General features: G+C 67.3%; 10 protein-coding genes. 6 read left to right on the top strand and 4 right to left on the bottom strand.

What is annotated here, in order from left to right:
* Positions 1–10 precede the first annotated feature (10 nt).
* Positions 11–874, bottom strand: coding sequence for an A24 family peptidase (locus GGR66_RS01820; protein WP_010342233.1), 864 nt, complete (start codon positions 872–874; stop codon positions 11–13).
* A gap of 6 nt (positions 875–880) precedes the next feature.
* Positions 881–2,140 carry a type II secretion system F family protein gene (locus tag GGR66_RS01815; RefSeq protein WP_184447443.1) on the bottom strand — a complete coding sequence of 420 codons (1,260 nt, stop codon included), beginning with the start codon at positions 2,138–2,140 and terminating at the stop codon, positions 881–883.
* Positions 2,141–2,500: 360 nt separating this feature from the next.
* Between GGR66_RS01815 and GGR66_RS01810 the strand changes: the two genes are divergently transcribed.
* Together GGR66_RS01810 and pilB are read left to right on the top strand one after the other, a co-directional pair.
* Positions 2,501–2,908: a pilin gene (locus GGR66_RS01810; protein ID WP_184447007.1), complete on the top strand. Its 408-nt coding sequence runs from the start codon at positions 2,501–2,503 to the stop codon at positions 2,906–2,908.
* 195 nt (positions 2,909–3,103) lie between these two features.
* Complete coding sequence (pilB, locus tag GGR66_RS01805; protein ID WP_184447006.1) at positions 3,104–4,834, top strand: type IV-A pilus assembly ATPase PilB; 1,731 nt, start codon at positions 3,104–3,106, stop codon at positions 4,832–4,834.
* Between the two features lie 154 nt (positions 4,835–4,988).
* Here the strand turns inward: pilB and GGR66_RS01800 are convergent, their stop codons facing one another.
* Positions 4,989–6,377, bottom strand: coding sequence for a sigma-54 dependent transcriptional regulator (locus GGR66_RS01800; protein WP_160967705.1), 1,389 nt, complete (start codon positions 6,375–6,377; stop codon positions 4,989–4,991).
* Positions 6,378–6,452: 75 nt separating this feature from the next.
* Entirely contained in the window at positions 6,453–8,072 is a 1,620-nt protein-coding gene (locus tag GGR66_RS01795; protein WP_184447005.1) for an ATP-binding protein, read from the bottom strand.
* A gap of 390 nt (positions 8,073–8,462) precedes the next feature.
* Between GGR66_RS01795 and sucC the strand changes: the two genes are divergently transcribed.
* The 4 genes from sucC to GGR66_RS01775 all read left to right on the top strand — a co-directional run bounded on the left by sucC (position 8,463) and on the right by GGR66_RS01775 (position 14,956).
* The gene (sucC, locus tag GGR66_RS01790) at positions 8,463–9,632 is read left to right on the top strand and encodes an ADP-forming succinate--CoA ligase subunit beta (RefSeq protein WP_160967709.1); all 1,170 of its coding nucleotides are present in this window, start codon (positions 8,463–8,465) and stop codon (positions 9,630–9,632) included.
* Positions 9,633–9,654: 22 nt separating this feature from the next.
* Complete coding sequence (sucD, locus tag GGR66_RS01785) at positions 9,655–10,530, top strand: succinate--CoA ligase subunit alpha (RefSeq protein WP_184447004.1); 876 nt, start codon at positions 9,655–9,657, stop codon at positions 10,528–10,530.
* A 377-nt stretch (positions 10,531–10,907) separates the two neighbouring features.
* A complete protein-coding gene (locus GGR66_RS01780; RefSeq protein ID WP_184447003.1) occupies positions 10,908–12,965 on the top strand; it encodes a pyrroloquinoline quinone-dependent dehydrogenase in 2,058 nt (685 codons plus the stop codon).
* A 353-nt stretch (positions 12,966–13,318) separates the two neighbouring features.
* Positions 13,319–14,956 carry an NAD+ synthase gene (locus GGR66_RS01775; protein ID WP_184447002.1) on the top strand — a complete coding sequence of 546 codons (1,638 nt, stop codon included), beginning with the start codon at positions 13,319–13,321 and terminating at the stop codon, positions 14,954–14,956.
* The last annotated feature ends 118 nt before the right edge of the window (positions 14,957–15,074 follow it).

Below are 15,074 nucleotides of genomic sequence, written 5' to 3'. Positions count from 1 at the left end.
GGGGACTCCGTCAGCGCAGTCCAGACCAGCGCATGTAGGTCTCCACGATCTCCGTGCCCCAGAAGAAGGTGATCCAGCCGGCGATGGCCAGATAGGGGCCGAACGGGATCGGCGTGGCGCGGTCGCGGCCCTTGGCGGCCAGCCACAGCGAACCCAGGATCGCACCGACCAGCGAGGAGATCAGGATGGTCGGCAGGATGCCCTTCAAACCGCACCAGGCGCCGATCGCGGCCAGCAGCTTGAAATCGCCATGGCCCATGCCTTCCTTGCCGGTGATCTGCTTGAACAGCCACCACACCGACCACAGCGAGAAATAGCCGACCGCGGCGCCGAGCAGGGCGGGTTTGGCCGGCATGTACAGGTTGTCCATGCTGCCGATCAGGCCGAGCCACATCAGCGGCAAGGTCAACTGGTCCGGCAGCAGGCGGGTGCGCAGGTCGATGCCGGACAGCGCCACCAGGAAACAGCTGAACACGATCGCGCCGAAGCCCTGCCAGCCGAAGCCGAAGCGCCACACGCTGGCGACCACCAGCAGGCTGGTGAGCAGTTCCACCAGCGGATACTGTGGCGAGATCGGCGCATGGCAGTAGCGGCACTTGCCGCGCAGCGCCAGCCAGCTGAACAGCGGGATGTTCTCGAACCAGGCCAGCTTGTGCTTGCAGTGCGGGCAGTGTGACGGCTCCACCACGATACCGGGCGGCGGCGGATCGTAGATGTCCGGCAGCTCGAGGATCTCGCGCGAATCGCGCTTCCACTGCCATTCCATGCGCTTGGGCATGCGCAGGATCACGACGTTGAGGAAGCTGCCCACCAGCAGGCCGAGGCCGGCCGCGGCCGGGAAGCCCAGGCCGGGGTGTTGATCGAGAAATGCCATTAATGCTTATCCAACGACGGAGGCCAGCTTGAAGATCGGCAGGTACATGCCGATGACCATGCCACCGACGATGGTGCCGATGAACACCATGATCAACGGTTCCAGCAGGCTGCTCAGTGCATCGACCGCGTTGTTAACTTCCTGCTCGAAATACTCGGCCACCTTGAACAACATCGCGTCCAGCGCGCCTGCCTCCTCGCCGATCGCGGTCATCTGGATCACCATGTGCGGGAACAGATTGGTCTGTTTCATCGCCATATTGACCGGATAACCGACCGCCACATCGTCGCGCATGCGCAGCACGGCTTTTTCGTACACGCTGTTGCCGGTGGCGCCGGCGACGATATCCAGCGCCTCCACCAACGGTACGCCTGCGCGAAAGGTAACCGCCAGTGTCCGGGAGAAGCGGGCCACGGAGCTGTTGTGCATGATTTGGCCGATGATCGGTACCTTCAGAATCAAGCGGTCCATGCCATGTTGCATGGCCGGCGACCGCTTGTAGGCAAACATGAAGCCGCCGATGGTGCCGACCAGGATGAAGAGCACCAACCACCAGTAAGCCACCATGAAGCGCGAGGCGGCCACGATCATCTGGGTGAAGGCCGGCAGTTCCGCGCCAAAACCCTTGAACACGTCTTCGAACTGCGGAACCACGAAGACAAGCAGGATCGAGCTGACGATCAAGGCGACCGCCATCACCATGGCCGGGTAGAACAAGGCCTTCTTGATCTTGCCCTTCAACGCCTCGATGTTCTCTTTATAGGTCGCGACCGTCTCCAACACCGTCTCGAGCACGCCGGCACCTTCGCCGGCCTTGACCAGATTGCGGTAGAGCTCGTCGAACTGCACCGGATGCTTGCTGATCGCTTCATACAGCGACGAGCCACCCTCGATGTCGGTGCGGATCTGGTCCACCATCTTCTTCATGCGCGGGTTCTTATGCCCGCTGGCAATGATTTCCAGCGAACCCACGATGGGGACGCCGGATTTCATCATCGTCGCCATTTGGCGGCTGAAGAAGGCGATGTCCTTTGTGCCGATCTTGCTGCCGCTCGCCCCGAACAGCGGCTTGGGCTTGGGCTTGACTACCGAAGGCGTGATGCCCTGCCGGCGGAGTTCGGCGCGCAGCAAGTTGGCGCTTTTGGCGATCTGCTCGCCCTTCATCTTGACGCCGCGCTTGTCGGTGCCTTCCCAGACAAAGGGCACCTGCTGACTGGTGCTGCGTGCGACCGGCTCTTTCTTGACTGCGCTGCGCGTTGCGGACATCAGGTTGTCTCCCCCGTCCGGCCATCCCCGGGCGGACATACCCAGCATGGTATCGGTTTCCTGGACGTCTGGCATCCGTAGCGACCGTCATCCAGCCAGATCGCGTTCCATGGCGTGACGCAGGACGTCACTTTCTGCCCTGCATGGGCGGATGGCCCATTCTGTCGCAAATTCCTGATTTGCCTGCACCTTGGCCCTGTGGCTGAGGCATGATGCACTTCGGTAGGAGATTGGACATGCGCGAGAAGTTGGCACGCAGTCTGCTTCGCTTACCCGCACGTGGCGCTCAGCCGCGGCGCTCGGGGAGTAGGATCCGCGGGCGAGTGCCCACCACTTACATTCCATCTCTAGGGGTTTGTTATGAAGAAGCAGCAGGGCTTTACCCTGATCGAACTGATGATCGTGATCGCGATCATCGCCATCCTGGCCGCCATCGCGCTGCCGATGTACCGTGACTATGTCGCTAAGTCGCAGCTGGCTGCCGCGCTTGCTGAAGTGAGCCCGGCCAAGACAATGCTGGAATCCAAGCTGCAGGAAGATAGCACCTTCGTTCCGGCTACCGCCGCGGACGTCGGCCTGCAGACCACCTCGCCGCGCTGCACGACCTTCGGTGCCACCGCGACCACTCTTACCTGCAACACCATCAAGGGCAACGATATCGTTGCTGGCGCGACGTTGACGCTGACCCGCGCCAACACCGGCGTCTGGACCTGCACGATCACCGGTGGTTCGGTGCTCGCGAAGCACAAGCCGAGCAATTGCACCTAAGAAGTGCTTTTGGTTTCAAGTAGAAAAGGCCCTCACGGGCCTTTTCTTTTTTGTGTTCCACTGGATACGTACAACGCTATAGTCCTGACTAGGTAGATGTCGGTCCAGGCTTTGAGCCCGATCGCCACAAGTTGTGCGGACCGAGTTTGAACAGCCTGTCTATACATTCAAGTTGAAGCTTCCGAGCAGGTATTCATGAACGCAATGACGAGCAACCTTGTCGGCATCACCGGCATCGCCCGCCGCCTCGTGCAAGACGGTGCGCTGGAGGAAGCCGCGGCGCGGACCGCGATGGCCCAGGCGGCCGAGGCCAAGGTCCCGCTGCCGCAGTGGTTCTCCGAGAAGAAGCTGGTCACCGCCGCGCAGCTGGCCGCCGCCAATGCGGTGGAGTTCGGCATGCCGTTGATGGATGTCTCGGTTTTCGACGCCAGCCAGAACGCGATGAAGCTGGTCAGCGAGGAACTGCTGCAGAAGTATCAGGTGCTGCCGTTGTTCAAGCGCGGCAGCCGCCTGTTCGTCGGCATCAGCAACCCGACCCAGACCCGGGCGCTGGACGATATCAAGTTCCACACCAACCTGACGGTGGAGCCGATCCTGGTCGACGAGGACCAGATCCGCCGGACCCTGGAGCAGTGGCAGGCCAGCAACGACTCGCTCGGCAGCGCCTTGGGCGACGACGAGGGCATGGACAACCTCGATGTCGGCGGCGGCGACGAGGACGTGGGCAGCGGTGGCGATACCGGCATCGACGCCAAGGGCGAGGACACCCCGGTCGTCAAGTTCGTGAACAAGGTGCTGGTCGATGCGATCCGCCGTGGTGCGTCCGACATCCACTTCGAGCCCTACGAGGACGACTACCGGGTGCGCCTGCGCATCGACGGTCTGCTCAAGAGCGTGGCCAAGGCGCCGGTCAAGCTCAACCAGCGCATCGCCGCGCGCCTGAAGGTGATGGCGCAGCTGGACATCGCCGAGAAGCGGGTCCCGCAGGACGGCCGCATCAAGCTCAACCTGTCCAAGAACAAGCAGATCGACTTCCGCGTCAGCACGCTGCCGACGCTGTTCGGCGAGAAGATCGTGCTGCGTATCCTCGACGGCAGCGCGGCCAAGCTGGGCATCGACAAGCTCGGTTACGAGCCGGAGCAGCAGAAGCTGTTCCTGGATGCGATCCACAAACCGTACGGCATGGTCCTGGTCACCGGCCCTACCGGCTCGGGCAAGACGGTGTCGCTGTACACCGCGCTGGGCATCCTCAACGACGACACCCGCAACATCTCCACCGCCGAGGATCCGGTCGAAATCCGACTGCCCGGGGTCAACCAGGTGCAGCAGAACAACAAGCGCGGCATGACCTTTGCCGCGGCGCTGCGCTCGTTCCTGCGCCAGGATCCGGACATCATCATGGTCGGCGAAATCCGTGACCTGGAGACCGCCGAGATCGCGATCAAGGCCGCGCAGACCGGTCACATGGTGCTGTCCACCCTGCACACCAACGACGCGCCGCAGACCATCGCGCGCCTGATGAACATGGGCATCGCGCCCTACAACATCACCAGTTCGGTGACCCTGGTCATCGCCCAGCGCCTGGCGCGGCGCCTGTGCAACAACTGCAAGCGCCCGGTCCAGTTGCCGGAAAAGGCGCTATTGGCCGAAGGCTTCACCGAGGCGGAGATCGCCGCCGGCGTCCAGCTGTACGAGGCGGTCGGCTGCGACGAGTGCACCGAGGGCTACAAGGGCCGCACCGGCATCTATCAGGTGATGCCGATGAACGACGAGATCGCCGCGATCGTGCTGCAGGGCGGCAACGCCATGGACATCGCCAGTGCCGCGCAGAAGATCGGGGTCAAGGACCTGCGCCAGTCGGCCCTGCTCAAGGCCCGCAACGGCGTCACCAGCCTGGCCGAGATCAATCGGGTGACGAAGGACTGATGGGCGCGGGGAGTCGGGATTGGGGATTGGCAACAGCGCGCAGCGGCCTACGCCGCCGTCTATCGCCTAGCTACTTCACCGGGTGATCCGACGGCTCGGAATTCGCTCTTCGCTCTTGCGAATCCCCAATCCCGACTCCCCATTCCCGGCCCTTCTACTCCATCCCCAGCTTCTTCAGCTTGTAGCGCAAGGCGCGAAAGGTGATGCCCAGCTGCGCGGCGGTGCGGGTCTTGTTCCAGCGGTTCTCTTCCAGCGCCTTCTGGATGGCGGCGCGTTCGAGCTGTTCGATGTAGGACGGCAGCGCGGAGGAGGTCGGGTCGATGTCGACCACGCCGCGCGGCAGCGCCGGTGCAGCCTCGGCGGCGCTGCGGGCATGGTTGCCGGGCTGCGGCAGGCGCAGGTCGGCGGCGCTGATCTGGTCGTCCTCGGCCATCGCCAGGGCGCGTTCGAGGATGTTCTCCAGTTCGCGCACGTTGCCGGGGAAGGCGTAGCTGCTCAGGGCATCCAGCGCGGAGGGCGACAGCAGCGGGGTGGGGCGGCCGTGGCTCTTGGCCAGCCGCGCCAGGATCGCCGCGGCCAGTTGCGGCAGGTCGCCGCCGCGCTCGCGCAGCGGCGGCACGCGCAGTTCGATGACGTTGATGCGGTAGTACAGGTCGTGGCGGAAGCGGCCCTCGGCGACCAGGTCGGCCAGGTCCTTGTGCGTGGCCGAGAGGATGCGCACGTCGACCGGCACTTCGGTGGCGGCGCCGACCGGACGCACCGATTTCTCCTGGATCGCGCGCAGCAACTTGACCTGCATCGGCAGCGGCAGTTCGGCGACCTCGTCGAGGAACAGGGTGCCGCCGTGCGCGGCCTGGAACAGGCCGGCCTGGTCGGCGTGGGCGCCGGTGAAGCTGCCCTTCTTGTGGCCGAAGAATTCGCTTTCCATCAGTTCGGCCGGGATCGCGCCGCAGTTCACCGGCACGAAGGGGCCGGCCGCGCGGGCGCCCTGTTCGTGGATGGTGCGTGCGACCAGTTCCTTGCCCACGCCGGATTCGCCGAGGATGTAGACCGGCGCCTGGTTGCGCGCGACCTTGGCGATGGTGCTGCGCAGCGCGTCCATCGCCGCCGACGCGCCGAGCAGGCGGCTGGCCTGTTCCGGGGCCGGCTGCGGCGGCGCGGCGCGGCTTTCGTTGTTGAGTTCCAGCGCATGCTTGACCAGGCCACGCAGCACGTGGATGTCCACCGGCTTGCTGACGAAGTCGAAGGCGCCGGCCTTCAGTGCTTCCACCGCCAGGTCCATGCTGCCGAAGGCGGTGATCATTGCCACCGGCGTGCGCGGGTAGTGCTTGGCGATTTCGCTGACCAGTTCGATGCCGTTGCCGTCGGGCAGGCGCATGTCGGTGATGCACAGGTCGTAGGGATTGCTCGCCAGCAGTTCGCGCGCTTCGGCGAGGTTGGCGGCGGTGCTGATGCGCAGCCCCATCCGGCCCAGGGTCAGGACCAGCAACTCGCGGATGTCGCGCTCGTCGTCGACGACCAGGGCGCTTCGGGTTTCGTTCATGTGCAAAGAAGATAGCGTAGGAACCGGGGCATGTGCCAATTTACCGGCGCCGGCCGCGCGCTGGCGGAGCGATTCTCACCTGTCGCCGCTGAGCATGGTGTGCGGCCCGGGCAGGGCGACCCGGAAGCAGGCGCCGCCGGCAGGCACCGACACGTATTCCAGTCGCGCCTGGTTGGCCCGGCACAGTTCGCGGGCGATGTACAGGCCCAGTCCGGTGCCGTGCTCGGAGGTGGTGAAGAACGGCCGGAACAACTGCGCCGCCACCGCCTCGGGGATGCCGGGGCCACGGTCCATCACGTCGACGACGGCGTTGCGCTCCTGCATCGCCACGCGCAGGCGCACCCGTGCCGGCTCCTCCATCACCCGCCCGTACTTGAGCGCGTTGTGCACCAGCGCGCTGAGGATCTGGTGCAGGTGCTTGGGGTCGACCAGCGCGTGCACCGGCTGCGGGGCGAGGATCGCCTCGAGGCTGTCGGTCTCGATCGACAGGGTCTGCCGGTACTCCAGGACGAAGCGCCGCACGAACGCGCCCAGGTCCAGGTTCTCCGGATTGGAGCGCTCGCGCCGGGCCAGGCCGAGCACGCTCTCGACAATGCCGTTGGTGCGCTGGCACTGCTGGTGGATGATCTGCAGCAGGCGGCGGTCGGCATCGCCGATCGCCGGCGATTCCTCCAGCAACTGCGAGGCGTAGTTGATCGCGGCCAGCGGGTTGCGGATTTCGTGCGCCAGGCTGGCCGAGAAGCGGCCCAGCGCCGACAGGGTGAGCGACTCGGCGCGTCGCGAGACCACCGTGGCGTCGTCGAGAAACACCAGGGTCAGGTCGCCCTCGGCCAGCAACCGGGCGAAGCGCGGCTGTACCTCCGGCTGGTCCGGCGACAGCTGCAGCGGGCTTTCGTCCTGGTTCCAGCCGTTGCGCCAGCGCTGCAGGCGCCGGGCCAGTTCCGGCGCGGCGCTGAGCAGGTCGAGCCGGCCGCTGCCGCTGTTGCCGTCGGTGTCGCCGAGCAGCGCCGACGCGGCCTCGTTGGCCAGGGTCACCCGGTTCTGCGCGTCCACCACCAGCACGCCGGTGCGCATGCGGCGGATGATCAGTTCGTTGATTTCGTAGAGATTGGCGACCTCGGCGCCGCGGCGTTCGGCCAGGCGCTGGCTGGTGCGCGCGCGCTGGCCCAGGCCGTTGCAGATGTAGGCCACCGCCAGATAACTGGTGGCGAACATCGCCAGTTCGGCCAGGCTGCGGATGTTGTCGGCGCCATCCAGCACGCTCCACACGTACTCGGCCAGCGTCGCCGCCGAGGCGATCAGGGCAATGGCGAGGCCGCCGCGCAGGCGCAGCAGCATCGCCGCGGCGGCGACGTTGAACAGCAGCATCATCGCGATGCCGGCGCTGGCCGCGGGCAGGGCATGTGCGGCGAGTGTCGCGGCGACGATGTCGGCGACGGCGCTGAAGCCGACGATCGGTGCCAGGTGAGCCTCGTTGCGCCCCCACATCAGCAGCGCCAGCGCCACTGCCAGGTAGGCGGTGGCCAGGGTGCTGGCCAGTTGCGGGTAGCGCGGCTCGCCGACCAGCACGCTGAGCGGGCTGAACACCAGGGCGGCGATCAGCCCGGCCACCAGCACCCGGTACAACGCGAAGAAGTACAGCTCGCGGCGCGGAATGGACTCGATGCGATCGATGAGCGAGGCGCTGGTGGGCAAGCCGGACTCCGGGCGGACAGCGGACGGCGCGAGTATAGGGGTGGCGCCGTCCACGCGGATGGCCGCTCGGGCCGGCGGCGGCCAGCCTGGGGCCGGTTACCGCGGTCACGACGGCGCAACCGCGATGGCCGCCGTCGGCGGTCCGGCGGCCTGTCTGGACAGGCAGGGGAAGGCGGTGGGATGAGCGCGGCAGGGCGCGCGCGGCCCGGCGCCACCCACCCGGCGACGCCACCGCGGACCTTCCCGGAGGCCGCAGCCGGGCCAGACCGCCGGTGCTTTTGCGCCGCCGCCCTGGGTCGGCGACAATAGGCGTCCCGTCCGTACCGCTCCCGGCCGCCACTCAGGGCCCGGATCGCTGCGGGACGGCCGTTCCTTTTCCCACGGTGACGCATGAATTTCCACGAATATCAGGCAAAACAACTGCTTGCCGAATACGGCATCCCGGTCCCGGCCGGCAAGGTCGCGGCTACTGCGGAAGAAGCGGTTGAAGCCGCCAAGTCGCTTGGCGCTGGCCCTTGGATGGTCAAGGCGCAGATCCACGCAGGTGGCCGCGGCAAGGCCGGCGGCGTCAAGTTCTGCAAGACCACCGACGATGTGAAGGCCGTTGCCGAGAAGCTGCTCGGCACCAAGATGGCCACCTACCAGACCGCCGGCGTCGAGCTGCCGATCAACCTGGTGCTGGTGACCACCGCCGGCGAGATCGTCAAGGAGCTGTACCTGTCGGTGCTGGTCGACCGCGGCACCCGCACCATCAGCTACATCGCCTCCTCCGAGGGCGGCATGGAGATCGAACAGGTCGCCGCCGAGACCCCGGACAAGATCCACACGCTCAACGTCGACTTCGTCGAGGGCGTGCAGGGTTACCACGGCCGCGACATCGGCTTCAAGATGGGCCTGACCGCCAAGCAGGCCGGCCAGTTCGCCAACATCATGGTCAACCTGTACCGCATCTTCAACGAGAAGGATCTGGCGCTGGTGGAGATCAATCCGCTGGCCATCCTGGACGACGGCAACCTCTACGCGCTGGACGGCAAGTTCAACAGCGACGACAACGCCAACTTCCGCCACAAGGAACTGGTCGCCATGCGCGACAAGTCCCAGGAAGACGAGACCGAAGTGACCGCTTCGGAGCTGGACATCAACTACGTCACCATGGACGGCAACATCGGCTGCATGGTCAACGGCGCCGGTCTGGCCATGGCCACCATGGACGTGATCAAGCTCAACGGCGGCGAGCCGGCGAACTTCCTGGACGTGGGCGGCGGTGCCAACAAGCAGCGCGTGATCGAGGCGTTCAAGCTGATCCTGTCCTCGGACAAGGTCGAAGGCATCTTCGTCAACATCTTCGGCGGCATCGTCCGCTGCGACATGATCGCCGAGGGCATCATCGCGGCGGTCAAGGAAGTGGGCGTCAAGGTTCCGGTCGTGGTGCGCCTGGAAGGCACCAACGTGGAAGAGGGCAAGCAGCTGCTGCGCGACAGCGGCATGGCCATCATCCCGGCCGACAACATCAACGACGGCGCCAAGAAGGTCGTTGAAGCTGTCAAGAACGCCGCCTGATCCACGACACCAAGGAACTCCAATGTCTGTTTTGATTAACAAGAACACCAAGGTGATCGTGCAGGGCTTCACCGGCCAGCAGGGCACCTTCCACGCCACCCAGATGATCGAGTACGGCACCCAGGTCGTCGGCGGTGTCACGCCGGGCAAGGGCGGCACCACCCACATCGACCTGCCGGTGTTCAACACCGTGGCCGATGCCGTGCAGAGCACCGGCGCCGACGCCTCGGTGATCTACGTGCCGCCGCCGTTCGCGGCCGACGCGATCCTGGAAGCGGCCTCCGCCGGCATCAAGGTCATCGTCTGCATCACCGAAGGCATCCCGGTGCTGGACATGCTGCGCGTCAAGAACGTGCTGACCCGCTCCTTCCCGGAGACCGTGCTGATCGGGCCGAACTGCCCCGGCGTGATCACCCCGGGCGAGTGCAAGATCGGCATCATGCCGGGCCACATCCACAAGCCGGGCAAGATCGGCATCGTCTCGCGTTCGGGCACGCTGACCTATGAAGCGGTCAAGCAGACCACGGAAGTCGGCCTGGGCCAGTCCACCTGCATCGGCATCGGCGGCGACCCGATCAACGGCCTGAACTTCGTCGACTGCCTCAAGCTGTTCAACGAGGATCCGCAGACCGAAGGCATCATCATGGTCGGCGAAATCGGCGGCGACGCCGAGGAAGCCGGTGCCGAGTACATCGCCAAGCATGTCAAGAAGCCGGTGGTCGGCTTCATCGCCGGTGCGTCGGCGCCGGCCGGCAAGCGCATGGGCCACGCCGGTGCGATCGCCTCGGGCGGCAAGGGCACGGCCGAGGGCAAGTTCGCGGCGATGGAAGCGGCCGGGGTCAAGACCGTGCGTTCGCCGGGCGACCTGGGTGCGGCGATCGCTTCGCTGATGAAGTAAGCCGTCAGCGCCGCGGCAGCGATCCGCCTTCGGGTGCGTCGTTGTCGCCGCCGCTGTCCGGAAGGGCCTCGCGCGAGCGAGGCCTTTTTCGTTTCGAGGATCCGCTGCGCGGCACTGTGGCAGCTCCCCCGGTGGGACGGGACGGATGGGATGGGCATGCGATGCCCGCAGGCCCGTCCCTGCGCAATCAAGCAGTTGCGCCATCCCAGCGCTCGCCACTCGTCCCTGCCGCCCCGCCATTGGTCCCCTGACGTGGCGGTGCCGTCACTTGTTGCTGACAGGGCGCGGCGCAGTGCCGACACTGGCCCACTTTCTTCGGCAGCAACAGGGGTGGATGCGTGATCAGGCGATGGCGGGCAGCGGTATGCGGGGCGGGCATGGCGATGGGCATCGGTGGCATCTGCGCGGCGGCGCCGGGCGACTGGGCCAGTTATGCCGGCGCGCCCGGCGGCGGGCAGTACTCGCCGCTGACCCAGATCACCCCGGACAACATCGGCCGGCTGCGCATCGCCTGGTCGTTCCGCACCGGCGAACTCGGTGCGGGCCTGCCCGATCCGGAACGGCGGCGCTTCGAAGCCAATCCGCTGGTGCTGGGCGGGCGCATGTACCTCACCACCGGCACCGGCATCGCCTTCGCCCTGGATGCGACCAGCGGCCGCGAACTGTGGTCGTTCGACGCCAAGGTCGCGCGCGACAAGCACTACAGCGACCCGGCCTCGCGCGGGGTGAGTTTCTGGCGCGACACCCAGGCCACTGCAGGTGCGTGCCGCGAGCGCATCGTGTACGGCACCCTGGATGCGCGACTGATCGCGCTGGACGCCGCCGACGGCAAGCCCTGCGCCGGGTTCGGCAAGGACGGCACGATCGACCTGCATGCCGGGGTGGATGTGCACGATACGGCCAGCGATGCCTGGTCCAACTATGCGGTGACCTCGCCGCCGGTGGTGGCCGGCGACGTGCTGGTGGTCGGCAGCTCGATCGGCGACAACCGCGGGCATGCGCTGGAGCAGGGCGTGGTGCGCGGCTACGACGCGCGCAGCGGCCGTGAGCTGTGGCGCTGGGATCCGGTGCCGCGCGATCCGGCCAAGGCCACCGCGGCCGGCTGGCAGCCGGAGCAGGCGGCCACGGTCGGCGGCGGCAACGCGTGGGCGCCGCTGTCGGTGGACCCTGCGCTGGGTCTGGTCTACGTGCCGACCGGCTCGGCCAGTCCCGACTACTACGGTGGCGAGCGTCTCGGCGACAACCGCGATGCCGATTCGCTGGTGGCGTTGGATTTGCACAGCGGCCGCCGGGTATGGGCGCAGCAGTTGCTGCATCACGACCTGTGGGACTACGACCAGGCCTCGCAGCCGGTGCTGACCACGGTGCAGACCGCGCAGGGACCGCGCGCGGCGGTGCTGCAGGCGACCAAGACCGGCTTCCTGTTCGCCTTCGACCGCCGCGACGGCACGCCGCTGTTCCCGATCAGCGAGGTGCCGGTGCCGGCCTCCGACGTTCCGGGCGAACGTGCCTCGCCGACCCAGCCGATGCCCGAACCGGGTCTGCGCCTGGCACGGCATGCGCCGCTGACCGCCGCCGATGCCTGGGGGGCGACGCCGGGCGCGCGCCGCGAATGCGCCGCGCTGATCGCCGGGCTGCGTTCGGAAGGCCTGTTCACCCCGCCCAGCGTGCGCGGCACGATCGCGCTGCCCGGCTGGGCCGGCGGCGTGAACTGGGGCGGCATCGCGGTGGATCCGCAGCGACAGCTGGCGATCATGCCGGTGTCGGACCTGCCGATGCAGGTGGCGCTGATCCCGCGCGAGCAGTTCAGCGAGGCCGAGCGCGCGCGCCATCCGGACCAGCAGTTCAACGACATGGAAGGCACGCCGTACTACATGCGCCGCGGCATGTTGGGCTCGTCACGCGGCGTTCCCTGCGTCAAGCCGCCGTGGGGACGGCTGGTGGCGGTGGACCTGCGTACGCGCAAGATCGCCTGGGAACGCCCGCTCGGCACGCTGGAAGAAAGGCTGCCGTGGCTGCCACTGGACGTGGGCACGCCGCTGCTCGGCGGCGCGGTGACCACCGCCAGCGGTCTGACCTTCATCGCCGCGGCCGCCGATTCGCGCCTGCGCGCGCTCGACAGCGCCACCGGCAAGACCCTGTGGGAGGCCAAGCTGCCGGCCGGCGGCCAGGCCACGCCGTCGGTCTATGCGGTGGGCGGCAAGCAGTACGTGGTGATCGCCGCCGGCGGGCGCGAAGGCATGGGCACGATGGGCGACTACGTGGTCGCCTATACGCTCGACGGCGACGGCAAGGAAGTGGTGTTCCAGCACGGCGTCGGCGTGCGTATGGCGGTGCTGGGCCTCGCCGCGCTCGGGCTGTGTGCGGGATTGGTGTTGCTGGTGCGGCGTTGGCGCCGGCGGCGCCGCGCGCGCGCTGGCGCTGGCGCCCGCTGAAGCACATGGTCGTGGCTGGCCGGCGCTCAGGGATCGATGCAGTCGGGACTGAAGTCCCACAGTGCACCCGTCAGCACACGACATGTTGCTCCTTCTGGAAGCGGCTTCAGTCGCGACGCGGCGTCTGTCAGCGGCTGGCTTCGGAGCCAGTCGGGACCGGGGTCCTTCCAACAGTGCACCCGCCCGGTGACCGGCCCAGCATGAGGTGGGCAGGCTAATCGCCGGCCCCGGTGCGGCGCTACACTGCGCATTGCTGCCGCGCGCATCTCGGTGACGCTGCTGCTGGCAGCATGCTGTGAGCGGCCGCGGCGCGACCGCCGCGCTTTTCCCCTCCCGCTTCTGCAAGGTTGTCCATGTCTTCTTCTCTTCGCCTCGCCATGGCCCAGTTCGATTTCCCGGTCGGCGCCGTCGCCCAGAACACCGACCGGATCATCGCGTTGATCGAGGAGGCGCGCGACGAGTACGGCGCCGACGTGGTGCTGTTCCCGGAGCTGGCGGTCAGCGGCTACCCGCCGGAAGACCTGCTGCTGCGGCCGGGCTTCCTGGCCGATTGCGAGCGCGCGGTGCAGCGCATCGCCGCGCAGGTTCGCGGCATCGTCGCGGTGCTCGGCTGGCCGCAGAGCGCCGGCAGCGTGGTCTACAACGCCGCCAGCGTGCTGCGCGGCGGCCGCATCGAACGCACCTATCGCAAGCGCGAACTGCCCAACTACGCGGTGTTCGACGAGCGCCGTTATTTCGACGTGGATCCGGACGGCGAGAACTGCGTGTTCGAGGTCAACGGCACGTCGGTTGGTTTGGTGATCTGCGAGGACCTGTGGTTCCCGGAGCCGCTGGCGGCGACCGTGCGGGCGGGCGCGGAACTGGTGCTGGTGCCCAATGCCTCGCCCTACGAGCGCGGCAAGCACGCGCAGCGCGATGCCTTGCTGGCCGAGCGCAGCCGCGAGAGTGGTGCGGCACTGGCCTATCTCAACGTGGTCGGCGGCCAGGATGCGCTGGTGTTCGACGGCGCCTCGGTCGTGGCCGACGGCGACGGCACCGTGCATCCGGCCGCGGCCGCGTTCACCGACCAGTGGCTGGTGGTGGAATACGACACCGCCGCACGCCGTTTCGCGCCGCTGCGCTGGACCGACGACGGCGACGAGAGCATGGATGCGCTGGCCTGGCGCGCGGTGGTGCGCGGGTTGCAGGACTATTGCGCCAAGAATCGCTTTTCCAAGGTGTGGCTTGGCCTGTCCGGCGGCATCGATTCGGCGCTGGTGCTGGCGATGGCGGTGGACGCGCTGGGCGTGGACAACGTCACCGCGGTGCGCTTGCCGTCGCGCTACACCGCCGACCTGTCCAACGACCTGGCTGCCGATCAATGCCGTGTCCTCGGCGTGAAGCTGGAGACGGTGGCGATCGAGCCGGCGTTCGAGGGCCTGCTGAGCGCGCTCGGCCCGCTGTTCGCCGGCACCGAGCCCGACGTCACCGAAGAGAACCTGCAGTCGCGCAGCCGTGGCGTGATCCTGATGGCGCTGGCCAACAAGTTCGGCGGCCTGCTGCTGACCACCGGCAACAAGAGCGAGTACGCGGTGGGCTACGCCACCATCTATGGCGACATGTGCGGCGGCTACGCGCCGCTGAAGGACCTGTACAAGACCGAGGTGTTCGGCCTGGCGAAATGGCGCAACACGGTCGGCGGCACGCCGGTGATCCCGCCGGCGGTGATCACGCGGCCGCCCTCCGCGGAGCTGCGCGCCAACCAGACCGACCAGGATTCGCTGCCGCCGTACGACGTGCTCGACGGCATCCTGTATCGCTACGTCGACCAGGAGGAATCGCGCGACGAGATCGTCGCCGCCGGCTACGCCGCCGAGGTGGTCGACCGGGTGGTGCGGCTGGTGCGCATCAGCGAGTGGAAGCGGCACCAGGCCGCGCCGGGGCCGAAGGTGTCGCGCCGCGCGTTCGGACGCGAGCGGCGCTATCCGATCAGCAATGGGTATCAGGCCTGAGGCGGTTTTCGACCTGGCAGATAGTGTAGGAGCGGCTTCAGCCGCGACGCAGTCGATTGGGAAGCGTCGCGGCTGAAGCCGCTCCTATGAGGGAAGTCGTTGACAGGAAGCCGCCGCC

It is taken from the genome of Xanthomonas sp. 3498 (assembly GCF_014199795.1).
Taxonomy (GTDB): domain Bacteria; phylum Pseudomonadota; class Gammaproteobacteria; order Xanthomonadales; family Xanthomonadaceae; genus Xanthomonas_A; species Xanthomonas_A rydalmerensis.
This window is presented reverse-complemented; position numbering and strand designations above follow the sequence as displayed.